17 protein-coding genes are annotated in these 18,767 nt (G+C 61.3%); 11 read left to right on the top strand and 6 right to left on the bottom strand.

Translation table 11 applies throughout. The annotated features are described in order from the left end of the window. The first annotated feature begins 4 nt into the window (after positions 1–4). The 4 genes from ACWPVA_RS17540 to ACWPVA_RS17525 are packed head-to-tail and all read left to right on the top strand — an operon-like array spanning position 5 to position 6,869. Complete coding sequence (locus tag ACWPVA_RS17540; RefSeq protein ID WP_454288894.1) at positions 5–538, top strand: hypothetical protein; 534 nt, start codon at positions 5–7, stop codon at positions 536–538. Next, positions 535–957 (top strand): C40 family peptidase, encoded by a 423-nt coding sequence (locus tag ACWPVA_RS17535; RefSeq protein ID WP_454288893.1) that lies wholly within the window; start codon positions 535–537, stop codon positions 955–957. The genes ACWPVA_RS17540 and ACWPVA_RS17535 overlap by 4 nt, the downstream gene beginning before the upstream one ends. Continuing rightward, positions 954–3,902: a host specificity protein J gene (locus tag ACWPVA_RS17530; RefSeq protein ID WP_454288892.1), complete on the top strand. Its 2,949-nt coding sequence runs from the start codon at positions 954–956 to the stop codon at positions 3,900–3,902. The genes ACWPVA_RS17535 and ACWPVA_RS17530 overlap by 4 nt, the downstream gene beginning before the upstream one ends. Positions 3,903–3,914: 12 nt before the next feature. Beyond that, the gene (locus ACWPVA_RS17525) at positions 3,915–6,869 is read left to right on the top strand and encodes a hypothetical protein (protein WP_454288891.1); all 2,955 of its coding nucleotides are present in this window, start codon (positions 3,915–3,917) and stop codon (positions 6,867–6,869) included. Here ACWPVA_RS17525 and ACWPVA_RS17520 read toward each other — a convergent pair. Then, on the bottom strand, positions 6,866–7,159 hold the full coding sequence (locus ACWPVA_RS17520) for a hypothetical protein (protein WP_454288890.1): 294 nt from the start codon (positions 7,157–7,159) through the stop codon (positions 6,866–6,868). The genes ACWPVA_RS17525 and ACWPVA_RS17520 overlap by 4 nt on opposite strands. 136 nt (positions 7,160–7,295) lie before the next feature. On the opposite strand from ACWPVA_RS17520, the gene ACWPVA_RS17515 reads away from it, so the two are divergent. The 7 genes from ACWPVA_RS17515 (at position 7,296) to ACWPVA_RS17485 (ending at position 15,631) form a co-directional block, all read left to right on the top strand. Beyond that, a complete protein-coding gene (locus tag ACWPVA_RS17515; protein ID WP_454288889.1) occupies positions 7,296–9,668 on the top strand; it encodes a glycosyltransferase family 4 protein in 2,373 nt (790 codons plus the stop codon). A gap of 73 nt (positions 9,669–9,741) precedes the next feature. Beyond that, the gene (locus tag ACWPVA_RS17510; protein WP_454288888.1) at positions 9,742–10,473 is read left to right on the top strand and encodes a CatB-related O-acetyltransferase; all 732 of its coding nucleotides are present in this window, start codon (positions 9,742–9,744) and stop codon (positions 10,471–10,473) included. Between the two features lie 324 nt (positions 10,474–10,797). Beyond that, positions 10,798–11,706 (top strand): diaminopimelate epimerase, encoded by a 909-nt coding sequence (gene dapF / locus ACWPVA_RS17505; protein ID WP_454288887.1) that lies wholly within the window; start codon positions 10,798–10,800, stop codon positions 11,704–11,706. Then, positions 11,703–12,977: a tRNA (N(6)-L-threonylcarbamoyladenosine(37)-C(2))-methylthiotransferase MtaB gene (gene mtaB / locus ACWPVA_RS17500; protein ID WP_454288886.1), complete on the top strand. Its 1,275-nt coding sequence runs from the start codon at positions 11,703–11,705 to the stop codon at positions 12,975–12,977. The genes dapF and mtaB overlap by 4 nt, the downstream gene beginning before the upstream one ends. A gap of 19 nt (positions 12,978–12,996) precedes the next feature. Then, positions 12,997–14,337 (top strand): signal recognition particle-docking protein FtsY, encoded by a 1,341-nt coding sequence (ftsY, locus tag ACWPVA_RS17495; protein ID WP_454288885.1) that lies wholly within the window; start codon positions 12,997–12,999, stop codon positions 14,335–14,337. Positions 14,338–14,378: 41 nt separating this feature from the next. Continuing rightward, on the top strand, positions 14,379–15,041 hold the full coding sequence (locus tag ACWPVA_RS17490) for a septation protein A (protein WP_454288884.1): 663 nt from the start codon (positions 14,379–14,381) through the stop codon (positions 15,039–15,041). Further along, positions 15,038–15,631 carry a DUF2585 domain-containing protein gene (locus tag ACWPVA_RS17485; protein ID WP_454288883.1) on the top strand — a complete coding sequence of 198 codons (594 nt, stop codon included), beginning with the start codon at positions 15,038–15,040 and terminating at the stop codon, positions 15,629–15,631. The genes ACWPVA_RS17490 and ACWPVA_RS17485 overlap by 4 nt, the downstream gene beginning before the upstream one ends. A 10-nt stretch (positions 15,632–15,641) precedes the next feature. Here ACWPVA_RS17485 and ACWPVA_RS17480 read toward each other — a convergent pair whose 3' ends face one another. From ACWPVA_RS17480 to ccmA, 5 genes are read right to left on the bottom strand one after another with little or no spacing between them, the layout of a single operon-like run. Next, positions 15,642–16,241 carry a DsbE family thiol:disulfide interchange protein gene (locus ACWPVA_RS17480; RefSeq protein WP_454288882.1) on the bottom strand — a complete coding sequence of 200 codons (600 nt, stop codon included), beginning with the start codon at positions 16,239–16,241 and terminating at the stop codon, positions 15,642–15,644. Next, positions 16,238–16,411, bottom strand: coding sequence for a heme exporter protein CcmD (gene ccmD / locus ACWPVA_RS17475; protein ID WP_454288881.1), 174 nt, complete (start codon positions 16,409–16,411; stop codon positions 16,238–16,240). The genes ACWPVA_RS17480 and ccmD overlap by 4 nt, the downstream gene beginning before the upstream one ends. After that, the gene (locus tag ACWPVA_RS17470; protein ID WP_454288880.1) at positions 16,408–17,175 is read right to left on the bottom strand and encodes a heme ABC transporter permease; all 768 of its coding nucleotides are present in this window, start codon (positions 17,173–17,175) and stop codon (positions 16,408–16,410) included. The genes ccmD and ACWPVA_RS17470 overlap by 4 nt, the downstream gene beginning before the upstream one ends. Before the next feature lie 45 nt (positions 17,176–17,220). Further along, complete coding sequence (gene ccmB / locus ACWPVA_RS17465; protein WP_454288879.1) at positions 17,221–17,880, bottom strand: heme exporter protein CcmB; 660 nt, start codon at positions 17,878–17,880, stop codon at positions 17,221–17,223. Further along, entirely contained in the window at positions 17,877–18,524 is a 648-nt protein-coding gene (ccmA, locus tag ACWPVA_RS17460) for a heme ABC exporter ATP-binding protein CcmA (RefSeq protein WP_454288878.1), read from the bottom strand. Before ccmA ends, ccmB begins: the two co-directional genes overlap by 4 nt. Positions 18,525–18,767 lie beyond the last annotated feature (243 nt).

Here is an 18,767-nt window from a genome sequence, read left to right as displayed (position 1 = left end):
TCAGATGAGCCGGAAGATTTCCCTCAATGCCTATCTCGCGCTGGATGCCGACGGCTCTCAGGAAGTCGAGGTCGTGCTCCTGCAGATCACGCATCCGGAAACCGAACAGGTCATCCGCCTTTCGACCGATCCGACCGAGCGGATCAGCTATCAGCCGCTGCGCTACGGCACGCGCTCGACCTGGCTTGGTGCCGACCCGGCAAAGGACGACGAGGCCTTCTTCTTCATTCTCGTCTCGGTGCTGTTGCCGGACGACCAGGAGACGGCACCGCCGGCGGCCAGGCTGGTGATCGAGGGCGTCGACAACGAATTGACCGAGGTGCTGCGCTCGACGCTCGCCCGCGCCAACGTGTCGATGGCCGTGGTGCTGGCATCCAGCCCGGACGTCACCGAACAGGAGTGGCACGGCTTCCGGCTGGTCGGCGCCGAAAAGGGCGGCGAAGGGATCACGCTGACGATCTCGCGCAATCCGCTCACCGAAGAACCATGGCCAGCCGGCCGCATGACGCGCGAACGTTTTCCGGGGCTGCATCCATGATGGCGGACAAGAACAGACACTGGAGCGAGCGTTTCATCGGCCTTGCCTATGCCGATCTCGGCCGCACGCCGGAAGGGGTCGATTGCTGGGGTCTCGTGCGCCTGGTGCTGGCTAGCCAAGGCATCGACGTTCCGTCCTATGCCGGCGGCTATGCCTCGACCGAGGAACGCGCAGAGATCGCCGGCCTGATCGAAGGGGCAAAGCCGAGCTGGATCCGGTCGTTGGTGCCTCAGGAACTGGACCTCGTCACGTTTCGGCGTGGCAGGCTGGAGAGCCATGTGGGCGTCGTCGTCGAGCCCGGACGGATGTTGCATGTGACTGAGGGCATGCCGTCCTGCATCGAGAGCTACCGGGACGAATACTGGAGCGCCAGACTGACGGGCTTCTGGCGGCATGCGGGATCGAGGAGCGGCTCATGAACAAGATGCCCGTTTCCATCGTGCCGTCGATCGGGCCGGATTTCGGCCGTATCGAACTGACCTTTCCCGACGGGCTCACCGTGGCCGAGATCGTCGAGCTTGCGCTTGCCGCCGCTTCGGAAGCGGCGATCGAGCGCGCCCGTGTCTGGCTGATCAACGATCGCGGGGAAATGCTGCTATCCGACCGCACCGCCTGGCGCCGGATCAGGCCGCGGGCCGGGACACGAATTGTGATCCAACTCGTTGCCGGCAAGATCGACCTGAAAAACATCCTGACGATTGCCATTACGATCGCAGCCGTGGCCATCGGGCAGGTCTGGGTCGGCCCGGCGATCGCGGCGGCGACCGGATCGGCGCTGCTCGGCTCGATCGGTGCGGCTGTCACGGCGGGTGTGATTGCCATGGCCGGCAGCTTTCTCATCAACAAGCTGTTCCCGGGGCCCGGAGCCCTGCAGGCGGAAAAGCCGCTCTATCAGATCTCCGGATGGCAAAACACGGTGACACCCGACGGCGTGGTGCCATCGGTGCTTGGCAAGGTGCGCGTCGCGCCGGTGTTCGCATCACCCGTCTACAGCGAGATCGTCGGTGACCTCCAGTATATCCGGGCGCTGTTCACCTTCGGCTATGGGCCGGTGCAACTCTCGCAGCTGAAGATCAAGGACACGCCGATCGAGAGCTATGACGAGATCGATTTCGAGGTGCGCAATGGCTACTCCACCGACAGCCGGGTGACGATCTATCCGACGCAGGTGATCGAGGAATCGCTCGGCGTGGAACTGAGGCGCGACAGGCTTCGCGACGAAAGCGGCAGTATCGGTGGCGAGGGGCCGATCACGCCGACGACACGCTTTACCGCCGGGGACGCGAACCAGGCGAACGTGATCTTCCATTTCCCGGCTGGCCTGATCAGCTTCAACGACGAGGGCAAGGCGCGCAAAAGGTCCGTCACCGTGCGGCTCAGGCAGCGGCCGGCGGCGGGCGGTGCGTGGCAGACGGTCAAGGAAATCGTCTTCTCGGCCAAGAAGAAGGAAGGCTTCTTCCGCCAGTTCAAATGGACCTTGCCGAGCCGCGGGCGTTGGGAAATCGAGGTTGCGCGCATTACCAGCGAGTCGACGAGTTCAAGCGTGTCCGACCGTGTCACCTGTCTGGCGCTGCAGAGCTTCCGGCCGGAATATCCGCTCAACTTCAGCCATCCGCTCTGCCTCGTTGCCGTGCGGGTCAAGGCGACCTACCAGCTCAATTCGACGCTCGACACGTTCAACGCGATCGCCGAGCGGCTGCTGCCGGACTGGGATCATGTGACGGGCACATGGATCACCAGGCCGACGCGCAATCCGGCGGCGCATTTCCGGCACATCCTGCAGGGGCCGGAGAACACCTATGCCGAACCCGATTCGGCTATCGACCTCGACGGGCTTCAGGCCTGGCATGACTTCTGCCGTTTGAAGGGCCTTAAATACGACCGTGATCGCAGCTTTGAAAGCTCGACATGGGGCGCGCTGACCGAGATCGCGGCGGCCGGCCGCGCCGCACCGCGCTACGACGGCACGAAATGGAGCGTGGTGATCGACCGGCCGCAGGACCTGGTCGTCGCCCATGTGAATTCGCGCAACAGCCGGGACTTCACCTGGTCGCGCAATTATATCGATCCGCCCGACGCCTTCCGTGTTCAGTTCCTCGACGAGACGGCCGACTACCAGGCGCGCGAGCGCATCGTGCGCTGGCCGGGCTATACCGGCGACATCAACACCACCGAGCAGCTCGAGCTGCCGGGCAAGACCGATCCGGCCGAGATCTGGCGGGAGACGCGGCGCCGGCAATATGAGGTCATCCATCGGCCCGACGTGTTCACCGCCGTGCAGGACGCGGCCGTTCGCACCGCGACGCGCGGCGACCACGTCAAGGGCTCCTACGAGACGCTGATTTCCACCATGGCGGCGCTGAAGGTCAGCGCGGTGCGCGGGCTCTATGTGACGCTCGACGGCCAGGTCGAAATGGCGGCGGGTGCCACCTATGCCATCCGCTTCATGCGGCAGGTCGGGACCGGCGACGACGCGACATTCGAGAGCGTGCTGCGCGGCGTGCAGACGGCGCCGGGCGTGACGGACAGCGTGCTGCTCAAGGGAGACGGCTACGTCCCCGACAAAGGCACGATCGTGCAGTTCGGGCTTTCCGGCGAGGAGAGCATGGACCTGGTCGTCGCCGGCGTGCAGGCGGGCGAGCAGATGACCACGGTGCTTTCCATGCTGGCGTCGGCGCCGATCATCGACACTTTGACCGACGCGGAAGTGCCGCCGGCCTGGAATGGTCGCGCCGGCAGCGATGCCGGGACCGTTATCGCCGTGCCCGCCATTCCCGTGGTCGTCGGCACCGAACCCTATTTCGACGAGGACGGGCTTGCCGACGGTCTGATCGTCCTTCTGAGCCCTGGCGAAGGCAGCACGGCGGAAGTTGCGACCTTCAGCCTGCGGCACAGGCTTGCCGGGACGACGACCTGGTCTGTGACGACGGCTGATGCCGGCGAAGGCGGTATCACGCTGACCGGATACGGCACGGGCGCCTCGATCGAGATGCAGCGGCTGGCGACCAGCACGGCCGGCTATTCGAGCCCATGGTCCGACACCTTCACGGTGGACAGCGCCGTGGATGGCGGCGATCCGCCGGCGCCGGTGACCAGCGGCTCGGTTGCGGGCGGCACGGGAGATGCGAGCTTCACCGTCTCGACGCCGGCCGACGCCAGCATCGCCGAGCTGCGGCTGTCCTATGGCCTCAACGCCGATGGCACCGGCGCGGTGGAGATCATCACCTTCGCCGCCGGGCCGCTCGGCAGCTACAGCCGCACCGAGACGGTGCCCGCCGGTACCTTCTATTTCTTCGTCGAAACACTGAATTCGTACGGCACGCCAAGCGTTGGATTTTCGCTCGGCCAGGCCACTGTCTTGTAGGGAGTAAAACTCATGGATACGCCGACCAGAACCACCAATCTTCCCGCCGTTTCCGCGATCGACGAGGTGCTCGGCAACGTCACCCAAGATGGCGTTCAGCGCACGCGGCGGCAGTCAGTCGAGAATCTTGCGCGCCAATTGTCGGGGACCGCGCCGCTGCGCTACCTCTCCGGCGTTGCGCCGATCTTCGAGACCGAGGCCGAACTGCTCGCCGCGTCGATCACCGACAAGGTTGCGGCCTGGGTGATCAATGATCCGGACGTTTCCAAGGTTGGGATCTGGGGGTGGAACGGGAGCGCCTGGGTGTGGGCACTGCCGCTGCCTTACGAGATTGTGCCAGGGGTGGATGCTGGCGCGGGGACGGCCAATGCGATCCAGATCACGACGCGGGTGCCCGTGACGGACGGAATGATGGTGGTGTTTCCGCTGTTTCGGGCGACGACCGGACCGACGGTCACGGTTTCGGTCAACGGGGGGGCTGCGCTGACGCTCATGACGCCGCGCGATACGGATGCTTCGGCGCTGGCTGCCGGACAGGAAGTCTGGTTCCGGGTGCGCGCGTCCGACAGCACGGCGCGGATGGTCAACGACAACGACATCGCCACGCTGATCGCGCAGGCGGAAGCCGTGCTTGCGGATTTTCAGACGCAGTATCTCGGCCAGTTTGCGGCCAACCCGGCGACGGATATCAACGGCAATGTGATCATCGAGGGTGCGTTCTATTGGAACACGGTTTCCAAGGTATTCCGCTATTGGGACGGGGACAGTTGGGAGACGTTCCCCAATGCGACGGTGGCGGATGGGGCGGTGACGAACGCCAAATTGGCTGATGGTGCTGTCACCTATCCAAAGCTCTACAGCGACTTGCAGGGCGTCATTGACCCGCTGCGGGGCTTCAACGCCAACGGCTCTACTGCGGACGACACCAAGTTTGCAATGCTGGAAACGACGATCACCGGCCATCGCATTGACGGACGCGGGCGGCGATATCGCATCACCGGGGACATTCCGGCCGGCAACGACTACGTCAACGGATACTGGACGGTCACAAACTATGAAGGCGACCTGACGGTTAATATCCCGTTCGACATGGCAACTTTGCCTGTCTCTCGCAAGGTGCTTTTTGCCGCGCCTGGTCAGGCGTCTTGGTCAGAGGACAGCGGGTGGTATGAGGACGGCGTGCGCGGCGTCACATATTCATCTGTTCGCCACCAGACGGGCAATAGATTTGTTGGGTATACTCAACGCGGCACTGGTCAACATTGGCAAGCGGCAATGCCGGATTTCGGACGGGATCTGACTGATGCACCAAATGCTTTTTACCCGAACGGCGAGTGCAGCATTCGCGGCGTAGAGTTCAAACTTGTGCGCCGACAAGCTGCGGGCGGATCTTATCCGACAGATCATCGCATCTACGCTCGGAACCGCGCGCGCTGGATCGAGAAGACAGACGTTGTCACGCCACGCGACACTTTGGCCTATTTCCGTGTCTTCAAGGCTGATGTTGATTTTGAGGTCCTTGAGGGTACCAAGATTACTGTCATCACAGCGGCGGCAGTTGGTGGTGTGACAATCAATACGGAGGTAACATGCACAGCGAATAACTCACTTTTCATGGAGTTTTTGCTGCCGTCCGGCACGTTCACGGGAACCACAAAGGGCGGTGGGTTTACCATTTTCAAAATACCGCAAAGCCATTGGGTACAGCGCAAGTTTGCTGCGGGCGCTACGTTCGGTGAGCAATTGATCGTCAATGGGGGCGATGATGCTTTGCTGACGTATCAACCCGCCGTTTGCCTTTCGATGGCTGTCATTAAGTCTGATCTTTCTGGCGCGGCCTACATAAGCGCTGGAGGTGGATACGGGCTTTACGTTGTCAAGGTGGCAAACCTGTGCGCCGGGGTCAATGAGGCGACGGTTGAGTTCGCCAAGAAACAGGCGTCGTGGGCTGGTTACGGGGAGCCGTGTTTTCGCATCTCTCCGGTTGACGAAAACGTGGTTTACGTTGGTTTGCGGAGAGACGACGGCAATTCACCGGCCCTTGCCGTAACGACGGACGCCTTTGCGACGGTGCCGACGCCTCGCGTCATTACCGCGTCTGGTGGGTGGGGCAGCGACAACAACATTGTTCCGGTGCCGATCCTGGGCGACGATGGTGAAGAACATATCTTTGTCGTGACCGCAGGCAACCGTGGCGGCAACAATCCGGTCAACGGCTGGTCATCGATCCCTGTCTACCTGCTGCACACCACTAAGACGGTACTGGCAGGCGGCAGTGGCGCGGTGGATGCCCATCTTATCGGGTCGGAAAATCATTTCGACATGTGGAATGATGTCGGCCCGTCTGGCCGATCAAGTGTGGGCGTTGGTACTGCAATCGCGCTTCCCGGTGGCAGGCTTGAGGGGATTATCGGCAGCTCAACGCCCATGGACCATTGGGATCGACCGCAGGGCGTCATCGTCAGCTACATGATCGACGTTAGCCGTTGGGTCGGCGGCGCTCGACCATCCGTTGACCAGACAGTTGAGCTTTTCGACAAGAGCTATTGCGAGTGGACTGGTCTTTCCGCAGATGTGACGGTCGGAAATGTCTTCGCGCCGGTTAACTATGGCGTCGAGACGCATGGGGACATGCTAACCACAGGCGGCGTTTTTGTCGCCGATAGGACTGGTTGGCATAAGGTAACTATCAGCAGCATGCTCTCAGGTAATGGGCTGGAGCAAACCGCCGTGCTATGGGACGAAGACACGGGGGCAGCGCCGGCATACCCGGCATTCTCCGGCGACCTATCTTCGACATTTGCCCTGTTCCGCGCCAAGCTGCCTGTTGGAACCGACATGTCTGTCACGGGGTCAGCTACGGTCTACTTGCGCGCGGGTCAGCGCATCACCGTCCGGGCCGGCGCAAACACGACGTTCAAGACCACAACCATCCAGAACTTGCTTCGTTGGGAGAACGTTGGTTAGCGCAACCCGATGATACGAAGGAGGCGTTCCGGCAAGCTCGGCTCGTCTTCCTTGGCAATGAGCGGAATAGGGTCATCCGGGTACATCGCATTGTGTTTCCGGATGCCCCTGTTCGTTGAATAATCGATGCCCGTTTTCCGACCATAGAGATACCACTCGAAGAAAACAAAGGCGCCGAGCGAGGCGGCGATAACGATCGCGCCGCCCACCTCACGGCCGGTCAAGATCAAAACGATGCCGAGCAGGCCGGTGAAGATGGCGGCGTCAACGGGGGTGATGAAGCGGAGCATGGCCTATTCCCTACGGTAGCTGGTGGTATTTCTAAGTCCCTCGTGCATCTGATGCAACTCTGCTAATGAACTTCGCGCTTGCAGCATTCAAAGACGTGGCCTATCGAGGACGCCCCCGGTTACAAGGAGTGAAGCGATGCAGCTCTTGATGTTCTGCGAGAATGCGAACCAGGTCCACCTCTGTCACAACCTCGTTTCGTCGGAGTTTTTCCCGTCGTACGTCGACCCGGAAATCCTTCTTCTTGACTGGGACAAGGAAACCATTGAGTGGGTCGTTGGAGCTGTTGCCGACATCGGTTGGGAGGTGTCCGTTACCAATGTTTTTGATGCGGTCAACTCCGGTTTTCGCAAAGCTGTAACGACAGCCAGCACGCCCAAAGACAGAAAGTCCGGCCTGGTCGATTTGGGCTTCGAATATCTCAAAAGGTATTTCGGCCGCTCCGATGTTCTCCTGATCCAGTTCAATGACGCGAGCGTGCGGGGCAGTTCGATCGCAGCCGTTTGTCGCAACACCGGATTGCGGCGCCTGCTTATACAGGATGGGTTCCTGAATTTTGTCAGCAAAACGTCAAATCTGCGGGCCACCGACCAGAACTATGGTTGGGGAGGGTCACAGCCAGAATTGGTGGCCGTTTGGGGCCAGGCAATGAAGGACGCGCTTGTCGGGAGGCATAGCAGCAATCCCTCGTCCATCCGTGTGACAGGTCCGACCAAGCAAGAAATTGTGGTTCCTGCGGTAGCTGATCACAAACCTGTCGAAGGCGAAATCCTCAAGGTGTTATGGGCTGATCAGGCGATCATTGATCAGAAGAAGGCGACAGAAAAGGATTGGCTGGCGGAGTTCGCGGATATTGCCGAGCAACTCTCGGACTTTCACACCACCTTGCGTTTGCATCCTTCCACCAAAGAAAAGAGTCGCCTCGCTCTAAAAAAGCGTCTTGGAGTGGCTGTTAAGGTGATGACAACGGGTAGCCCAAAGATAGGCCAGGATGAGCTAAGGGCATACGACGTGGTCGTTACATATTATTCCACAGTGTTCCTGGACTGCCTCGCGAATAATATTCCCTGCGTCATCTATAAGACGAGAACGCTGGATATCGAACTCCCGCAGATCGACCATCCGCTGCTGACCTATTGCTCTACGGCAGAAGGCCTGCGAGACGCTGTCCTCAGTGCCGCTCAGACTGATGTGAATGGGGAGGCACCGCCCGACATTTTCAACTATGTGGCGCCGGATGATGGCGCCGCTTTGGTGTCAAGAATTGTCGCGGAAGCCCTACCTCCCAGAGGAGAGGAAAAGGCCGGAATTCAGCCGATCGTGCGTGACATTGAAATTTACTCGGGCCTACGCAGACTGTTGGGCAAACGTGTTCTCGTAATCGGCGGATCGTTCGGAAACCATATCGGAGTCGGTAAACCTATCAAAGTGTTCGTTGAATATTTGCGTGGTCTGGACGTCGAAATTGAGTTTCATCTGGCAACGAACGGCGGCCGCGAGAATTTGCTCAGGAAGGTGTCTGAGGCGTCTCTCGTCGTCATCAACTCCTTCGACGTGGTGCGAATACTGAGAGAGTTGGATCTTCGCGATCTAACAAGCATCTGCGAAATGCGATCGGTTCCCATTGTCTTCTACTGCCACGAGACACAGTTCGTCTACAGCCGTCTTTTGGCGGAAGCGGGGGGGGGAATTGATGCTTTTATCAAGCACACGCTGCCGCGCTCGCATGTGTTCGCTGTCAGTGACAGACAGGCCGACTGGCTCGGCTCACTCGGCTGCAAGAGCGTCCGGACGGTCTATAACAGCGTAGGCTCAAAATTCGTGCCGTCGGAAAAGGGAGAACATGAAGATGGTTCTGCTGTCGTTCTGATGGTGGGGACGCAACAACGGCGGAAGGGCGTGGACCTGTTTTCTCACGTTGCCGATCTTGCAAGAGAACGCGGCCTGAACTGGAGATTCGTCTGGCTTGGGGCACACACGAAGGCTGCCGAAGGCTGCTACAAATCGAACGCCGTCGAGTGGGTCGGTCACGTCAGCGCTGAGGAAGTGTCGCATTGGCTGGCAAAAACCAGTGTGTTCTTTCTGAGTTCAATAGATGACCCTCTTCCACTCGGCGTGGGCGAGGCCTTGATGTGCGGGATACCGAGCGTTGTCTATTCAGCTACGGGTTTCGCTGACTTCATCACACTGCACAAAGCCGGCGAGGTCTTCAATGTCTACGAACCGCATGTCGCGTTGGACAAGCTACGCGTTGTGATAGGTGACGTTGATGGCTACTCGGTTGCCCCTGAACTTGTTCGCGACATCATTGGCGTTGAGGCATTCGGAAAGCGCATGCTCGTTTCACTTGGTGAAATCATGGCCGGCTCAGCGCCGGAATATGCTTATGCCCGACACATCTCTGGACCTACTGGGCCCAAATGGGCTATCCTCTACTACCTTGAGGAAAACTTGCCAGCCTCGTTGGTGAAGCGCGGTGAGAGAGTGCTGAAGAGGCTAGGGGTGATCTAACCCCTCTACAGTCTATGTTGACTAGAATCGAGCCAGCGTGCCATCAGACGACCTCATTCGAGGGGGGGGATAGATGGCGACCTTTACAGACGTATCAAAGGAGCAAGCTCGAGCGTTTGGCATCAACTGCGCGCATCTGGGTGGCGTAGGAGGTAGACTGAGCGTCGAGGTGCCGGTGTCAATTAACGCGGCGGCATTCGCGGGCGAGTGCTCGTTGGGGTTCATGTCCTATATTGGAAATGGCTCCAGGATAACGGCCGCTGAGATCGGACGCTTCTGCGCCATTGCGCCTAATGTTGAGATCGGACCAGCGGAGCATCCGACCGACTGGTTTAGCATCCACCCTTTTCAGTACGACGGCACCAAACAATTCGGACACACCGAACATTATGCGGCAATTTCAGGGGGGCAGAGCTTTAAGGGGAATGGCGCAAAAACTAAGATAGGAAGCGATGTTTGGATCGGAGATGGGGCCTTCATCAAGCGGGGTGTGACGATTGGAGATGGGGCCATCATTGCAGCTCGCACGGTCGTGACTAAAGATATCCCCCCATATTCAATAGTGGCTGGGGTGCCTGGGAGAGTCATCCGCTTGAGGTTTGAGGAGAAGCTCATCGAGCGTTTTCTCCGCGTTCAATGGTGGAACTTCGACCTGTCTCCTCTGAAGCACAAAATTGATTTCCAAGATGCTGAGGCTGCCTTGGGTGCAGTTGAGGCTGCAATCGCGCGGGGGGCGATATCACCATTGAAGTTGAAGCTGTTCGAGGTCCATGGTGGAAAGACGCCGAAAGTTATCGAACTTTAATAAGGCGCATCACTGCACTAGCTGAGCTCCCCCACCGCCTAAAGGCGGTGGTCATCGACCGTGTTTTAGTGGGGTGAAAGCTGGTTTTAACTTGTTGCCACTCGTTATTGCGCACTACGCCATTTTAATTTGCGCGCTACAGTTTCCGGCTGGGCAAGGGGACGACTTGGGCCGAAGCAGACGGATACCCCTGTCGGCTAGCGTCGGCATACACTCAAAACGGGGATTACCAGTGTCCGCGGCAACCGAAACGACAAAGGCCGCGCACTGGTAATTTCCGCCGGTTTCCGCCATATAAGCCCGAAGACGTCGAGGAATGCTCAAATGGCAGAAATGGTTGAATTCGCGAAGATGAACGGGCTTGGCAACAAGATCCTCGTCGTCGACATGCGCGGTCGCAAGGATAAGGTGACGCCGCAAGCCGCGATCGCGCTGGCCTCCCGGCCCGAAACCAGCTTCGACCAGATCATGGCCATCCACGATCCGAAAATCGACGGCACCGACGCCTGGATCGACATCATCAATTGCGACGGCACGCTCGCGCAGGCCTGCGGCAACGGCACACGCTGCGTCGTGCAGGCGCTGTCTGCGGAAACCGGCCGCAAGACCTTCACCTTCCACACGCTGGGCGGCATCCTGAACGCCATCGAGCACGAGGACGGCCTGATCTCGGTCGACATGGGCCGGCCGGTCTTTGAATGGAGCCGCATTCCGCTTGCGGAAGAGTTCCACGATACCAGCCGCATCGAGCTGCAGATCGGCCCGATCGACGCGCCTGTCCTGCATTCGCCCTCGGTCGCCTCGATGGGCAATCCGCACGCGATCTTCTGGGTCGACCGCGACCCGATGAGCTTCGATCTGGAGCGCTTCGGCCCGCTGCTCGAAAACCACCCGATGTTCCCGGAAAAGGCCAATATCACGCTGGCCCAGGTGACCGGCAAGGACCGCCTGCGCACCCGCACCTGGGAGCGCGGCGCGGGTCTCACGCTTGCCTGCGGTTCGGCCGCCTGCGCAGCCGGCGTTTCAGCCGCCCGCACCGGGCGCACCGGACGCAAGGTGACGATCGATGTGGCTTCGAGCCCAAGCAGAGAACCGTTGATCATCGAATGGCGGGAAAACGACGGCCGCGTCGTCATGACCGGCCCCGCCGAATGGGAATGGTCCGGCCATGTCGACCCGGAAACCGGCGCGTTCGAGCGCGACAACACCGAGGCGGGAGCCTCGATCTCGTGAGCGGCATTAACGTCATCACCTTCGGCTGCCGGCTCAATACCTACGAGTCGGAAGTGATGAAGGCCGAGGCGGCGAAGGCCGGGCTCGACCAGGCCATTCTCGTCAATACCTGCGCCGTGACGGGCGAGGCCGTGCGCCAGGCCCGCCAGGCAATCCGCCGCGCAAGGCGCGAGAACCCGAAGGCCCGCATCATCGTCACCGGCTGCGCCGCCCAGACCGATGCGGCAGGCTTTGCCGCCATGCCGGAAGTCGACGCCGTGCTCGGCAATGAGGAGAAGCTGAAGGCCGAGAACTATCGGCGCCTTCCCGATTTCGGCGTCGCCGCAGACGAAAAGTTGCGCGTCAACGACATCATGAGCGTGACCGAGACCGCCCCGCAGCTGGTCGGCCATATCGACGGCCATGTGCGCGCCTTCCTTCAGGTGCAAAACGGCTGCGACCACCGCTGCACCTTCTGCGTCATACCCTTCGGCCGCGGCAATTCCCGCTCCGTGCCGATGGGTGCGGTCGTCGAGCAGGCCCGCCGGCTGGTCGAAAACGGCTACCGCGAAGTGGTGCTGACCGGCGTCGACGCCACCAGCTACGGCGCCGACCTGCCCGGCCAGCCGACGCTCGGGCTGCTCGCCAAGACCCTGCTGAAACAGGTTCCCGAAATCGCCCGGCTGCGCCTCTCCTCGATCGACGGCATCGAGGCCGACCGGCACCTCTTCGACCTGATCGCAGACGAGCCGCGTTTCATGCCGCATCTGCACCTGTCCCTGCAGCACGGCGACGACATGATCCTGAAGCGCATGAAGCGGCGCCATTCCCGCGCCGATGCGCTGGCCTTCGCCGAACAAGTCCGGCGCCTGCGCCCGCAGATCAGTCTCGGCGCCGACATGATCGCCGGCTTCCCGACCGAGACCGAGGCCATGGCGGAGAATTCCGCAAGTCTCGCAGACGAGATCGGTATCGCCCAGCTGCACGTCTTCCCCTACAGCCCGCGCCCCGGCACGCCGGCCGCCCGCATGCCGCAGCTCGACCGCCGCCTCGTCAAGGAGCGCGCCGCACGGCTGCGCCAGACGGCGGAGCGGCTGCAGGCGCGCCATCTCGCTTCCATGGTCGGCTCGCGCCAGACCGTGCTTGTCGAAATGACCGGGATGGCCCATACGGAAAACTTCACCCTCGTCGCCGCACCGGACCTGATCCCCCGCAGCCTCATTGCGGTGACGATCACCGGCCACAACGGCCGGCATCTCGACATGCAACCGGCGACCGCCTCGGCCGCCTGACAGAACGGACAACAGCTTCATGGCGCTCGGCTTCATCAAGAAAGTCTTCACCTTCGGCAAGGACAAGCCGATGGGCGAAAAGCCGGCAGAGGCGGAGGATTTCGCCAGCCTCGTCGATGCGGCCGATGAGGTCGAGGCCGGCGAGACGATCGAGGCACTGCCCGAAGCGACCGATCCGATCGCGCCAGAAGTCATCGACACCGCGGGCGGCCCGGCAGCGGATGAATTGGAGGCCGAGGTGATCGCAGAGGTCGCAGCCACGCCGGCGAAGCCCGCAGAACAAGAAACACCGGAAGAGAATTTTCATCCGCAGCCGGAACAACCGGCCGACGTCACCCATGGCGTGCTGGAGCAGGACGAGAATGATGCGGTGACTCTGCCCAAGGGCTTCGCCACCGCCGCATCCATGCCCGAGCCCGAGCCGGAAGTGCCCGCCGTGAAGCTCTCCTGGTTCCAGCGCTTGCGTCAGGGGCTTGCCCGCACCTCCTCACAGCTCACCGGTCAGATCGCCGCGCTGTTCACCAAGCGCAAGCTCGATGAGGAGACGCTCGAGGAGCTGGAAGACCTGCTGATTCAGGCCGATCTTGGCGTCGAGACCGCCCTGCGGATCACCGACACGCTGTCGTCCGAGCGCTATGGCAAGGACGTGACCGGCGAGGACGTTTCGCGCATCATGGCGGCCGAGATCACCAAGGTGCTGAAGCCGGTGGCCAAACCGCTGGCACTCGACCTATCCCACAAGCCCCATGTCATTCTGGTGGTCGGCGTCAACGGTACGGGCAAGACAACGACGATTGGCAAACTGGCTGCCAAGCTATCCGGCTCGGGCCTGAAGGTCATGATGGCCGCCGGTGACACCTTCCGTGCCGCGGCAATCGAGCAGCTGAAAATCTGGGCTGACCGCACCGGCTCGACCTTCATCGGCACCAAGCTGGGTGCCGATGCCGCCAGCCTTGCCTACGAGGCCTTCGAGAAGGCGCGGGCCGAAAAGTCAGACGTGCTGATCATCGACACCGCCGGCCGACTGCAGAACAAGACGGAACTGATGGCGGAGCTGGAAAAGATCGTCCGCGTGCTCGGCAAGCTCGATCCGGATGCGCCGCATACCGTGTTGCAGACGCTCGACGCGACCACCGGCCAGAACGCCCTCAATCAGGTCGAGATTTTCCGCAATGTCGCCGGCGTCAACGGGCTGATCATGACCAAGCTCGACGGCACGGCGCGCGGCGGCATCCTCGTCGCCATCGCCGCCAAGCACAAGCTGCCGGTCTATTTCATCGGGGTAGGCGAAGGCATCGACGATCTCGAGCCCTTCGAGGCCGAGGATTTCGCCGCTGCGATTGCCGGTCTTCACCATTGAGCCATAAGCCGGACAGCACACCGGAATTGAAAGAAAAGACAATGAGCAATTTCGAAAGCGACATCAAGCCGACGCGCGAGGAACGCCATCACCCCGTGCTGAAGATGGTACTGGAAATCGGGCCGCTCATGGTCTTCTTCTTCGGCAATCTGCGTGGCGAATGGCTGGCAAAAACCTTCCCGGCGCTCACCGCTGTCGGCGGGCCGCTCTTAATCGCCACCGCGCTCTTCATGGTGGCGACCGTCCTCTCGCTCATCGTTTCCAAGATCGTCTTCAAGCATCTGCCGGTCATGCCCTTCGTCTCGGGCGTCGTCGTCATGGTTTTCGGCTCGCTGTCGATCTGGTTGCAGGACGAGACCTTCATCAAGATGAAGCCGACGATCGTCAACACGCTGTTCGGCTTGGTCCTGCTCGGTGGCCTGTTCTTCGGCAAATCCTTGCTCGGCTACGTGTTCAATGCCGCCTTCCAGCTCGACGCCGAAGGCTGGAAGAAGCTGACACTGCGCTGGGGTCTGTTCTTCCTGTTCCTTGCCGTGCTCAATGAAGTGATCTGGCGCAACTTCTCCGATGCCGTCTGGGTCAATTTCAAGGTCTGGGGCACCATGCCGATCACCATCCTGTTCACCCTCTCCCAGATGCCGCTGATCATGCGCCACTCGCTTGAGGCGCAGAAGGAAACGGCAAACGGGGGTGAGGCCGAATGAGCGACGGTCCCGTGACGCTTGCCGACGACGACCGCGCCACGCGCGTCTGGCTCGCTGCTGCGGCCACCTTCCTCATCGTGCAGATCATCACGCTCGCTCTGATGGGCCGCATTCCGATCTGCGAATGCGGCTATGTCCGGCTGTTCGAACCCGGCGTCAACACCGCCGGCAATTCGCAGCACATTTCCGACTGGTACACGCCGTCGCACATCATCCACGGCTTCCTGTTCTATTGGCTGGCGACCCTCGTGCTGCGCCGCGCCTCGTTCGGCGCCAAGCTCACGCTCGCCGTCGTCGTCGAAGTGGCCTGGGAACTGCTGGAGAACTCGCCGATCATCATCGACCGCTACCGCACCGCCACCATGGCGATCGGCTATCAGGGCGACAGCATCCTCAATTCGGCGATGGATACGGTGGCCATGGTTCTCGGCTTCCTCTTCGCCGCCCGCGCGCCGGTCTGGCTGACGATAATGCTCGCCATCGGCTTCGAGGTCGCAACCGCCATCGTCATCCGCGACAACCTTACGCTCAACGTGCTGATGCTCGTCTGGCCGGTCGATGCGATCAAGGCATGGCAGTCAGCGCTCTGAGGATTACGCCTCAGGAGCCTGCGAGCGCCTTTTCGATCGCCGGATAAAGACCGTTCTCGAGCGATTGCGGATCGAAGGGGCCGACTTTCTTGTAGAGGATCGTGCCGTCGGCGGCGACGAGATAGCTTTCCGGTATGCCGTAGACACCCCAGTCGATCGCCGCCTGGCCATTCGGGTCGACGCCGATCGCGGTGTAGGGATTGCCCAGTTCACCGAGGAAACGCAGTGCGTTGTCGTTTTTGTCCTTGTAGTTGATGCCGACGACATCGAGCCGCGGATCCTTCGCCAGCTCCTTCAGGATCGGATGCTCCTGCCGGCACGGCACGCACCAGGAGGCAAAGACATTGACCAGGGTCAGCTTGCCGGCAATCGCCTCCGAGGTGAGCGGCGGAGTGTTCGAGCCGTCGAGCCCCGGCATGGCAAGAGCCGGCGCCTTGGTACCGATCAGCGCCGAGGGGATGGCCGACACGTCCTTGCCGTTGACCTCCTGGTCGTAGAGCATCTTGCCCGCCGTCACGGCAAACACCGCGAAAACTGCCAGCGGTATGATCGCAAGCATGTAGCGACCGATGCCCCGACGGGCGCCATCCTTGGTTTCGATCTCGCTCATTCGGAAGCCCCGGATGCGGCCGTCGCCGAACGTCGGCGGATACCGGCCGCCTCGAGCGCCTTCAACTCAGCCTGGCGCGCCCGGCCGTCGAGCCAGACCCACGCGATCAGGGCAAGAACGATCAGCGCGCTGACGCCATAGGAGAGATAGATATAGAAAGCGTGGCTCACGGCGAAACCTCCCGGCCGGCCATCCGGGCCGCCATGCGACGCTGCGTGGCGATCCGCCGTCGCCAGATCTCGTTACGCATCGCCATCAGATGAAGCGTGAAGAACAGGAAGGTGAAAGCAAAGGCCATCACGAGCAGCGGCCAGAGGAATTCCGGATCGATGGTCGGGCCGTCCATGCGAATGACGCTGGCCGGTTGATGCAGCGTGTTCCACCATTCGACCGAGAACTTGATGATCGGGATGTTGACGAAACCAACGAGGATCAGCACGGCACTGAGGCGAGCCGCCTTGGAGGCGTCGTCCATGGCGCGGTTGAGAGCGATCAGGCCGAGATACATCAGGAAGAGGACGAAGACCGAGGTCAGCCGCGCGTCCCAGACCCACCAGGTGCCCCACATCGGCTTGCCCCAGAGCGAGCCGGTGATCAGCGAGATCAGGGTGAAGGCCGCGCCGAGCGGAGCGGCCGCCTTGTGGCTGACATCGGCCAAAGGATGGCGCCAGACCAGCGTGCCGATCGCCGAGATCGCCATGACGGAGTAGCACATCATCGCCAGCCAGGCGGCCGGCACGTGCACATACATGATCCGCACGGTATCGCCTTGCTGGTAGTCGCCCTCGGTGGTGAAGCTCATGTAGAGCCCCACGGCGAAGAGCAGCGCGGTGATGGTCGAAAGCCACGGCAGGATGCGGCCGGACAGCGCCAGAAACCGGGTCGGATTGGCGAGTTCGCTGAACTTTGAAAGGGCGAGATTCATAGTGTTCATGGAATGCTTCTAACCTGAGAGGCGTTGAACTGCAATTGATCCCGGTCAATCCGCGGCGCTGCGCAGGGCCAGCGCCGCGGCCAGCGGGCCGATCACGGCGAAGAACAGCGTGATGGCGATTAGAAACAGGAAAGGCGGCATGAAAGGGGCGGGATCCTCAACCGCAGCATAGGACGCACTCACCCCGAAGATCAGCACCGGAATGGCGAGCGGTAGCACCAGGATCGAGACCAGCAGCCCGCCGCGCGGCAGGGCGACCGCGACCGCAGCCCCCGCCGCACCGATGAACGTGATCGCCGGCGAGCCGACGAAGAGTGTCAGCATGACGGCGCCGATTGCCACCTCATTCATGTTCATGAACAGGCCGAGCAGCGGCGAGGCGATGACCAGCGGCAGGCTGGTCGCTACCCAGTGCGCCAGGCACTTGACGAAGACGGTCAGCACCAGCGGCGTTTCCTGCATCAGGATGAGGTCCAGCGACCCATCGTCGCGCTCGGCCTGGAACAGCCGGTCGAGGCCGAGAAGGGCGGCCAGAAGCGCGCCGATCCAGACGATGGCCGGGCCGATGCGCGAAAGCAGGTTAAGGTCGGGGCCAACGCCGAAGGGGATGACTGCGACCACTGTCATGAAGAACAGGACCCCGATCAACGCTCCACCGCCGGCGCGCACGGAGAGTTTGAGGTCGCGGAGGAAGAGGGCGATCATGCCATTTCCTCCATCTCGGGATACTCGAACCCTTTCATCACCCAAGTCTTCGCATCCTTCAAACCCAGCGGCTGGTGGGTTGCGGCGATGGCGATGCCGCCCTGGGCAAGATGCTCGTGCACGAGGCCGGCAAACATCTGGTCGGCTTTAGCGTCGAGCGCCGCCGTCGGTTCGTCCAGGATCCAGATCGGGCGATGGGCAACGAGGAGCTTGGCCATGGCGAACCGGCGCTGCTGGCCGGCCGAGAGATAACCGAAGGGCAGATGGGTTATTCCGCCAAGCCCGACCGTCTCCGCCGCCGCCTCGATCGAGCGGCTTGCACCACCTTGGGTATCGCCGAGGAAATCCCGCCAGAAGGCCAGGTTCTCCACGACGGTCAGTTCCTGCTTCATGCCGTTGCGATGACCGAGATAATGGCTGGCCTCGCGCGCCGGACGGGTCTCGCGCCCATCCCGAAACACAGTCTCGACGCGACCCGTTTCAGGTCTCAGCAGGCCAGCGACGACACGCAGGAGCGTCGATTTTCCGGAGCCATTCCGGCCCGTCAGGACCATGGCTTCTCCAGCCGACAATTGGAAGGAAACACCAACGAAAATAAGGTCTTCACCGCGCCGGGCAGCCAGATTTTCGGCAATCAGCCGCATGGTTTCAAACCTTCTGGCGACATAGTTTTCGCCCCTCTAAAAAATTGTCCGAATTCGCCATTCGTTGGTCTGGCACCTTTCTTAGAAATTATCTATAAGACCTGCAACCACGCCAGCGGCCGGCGTGAAGTTCATCCTTGTGCCGAACTTGATGATTGCAAAAGCGATTTTCACGGGCGGACAGCGGAAATGGTCGTACCCGCATCCTGATGTGCATGAAGTGCATAGGCGTCCGCACGACAA

The organism is Rhizobium arsenicireducens (assembly GCF_964021225.1).
Note: the sequence above shows the minus strand (reverse complement) of the source record. Positions and strands in the feature narration are given on the sequence as shown.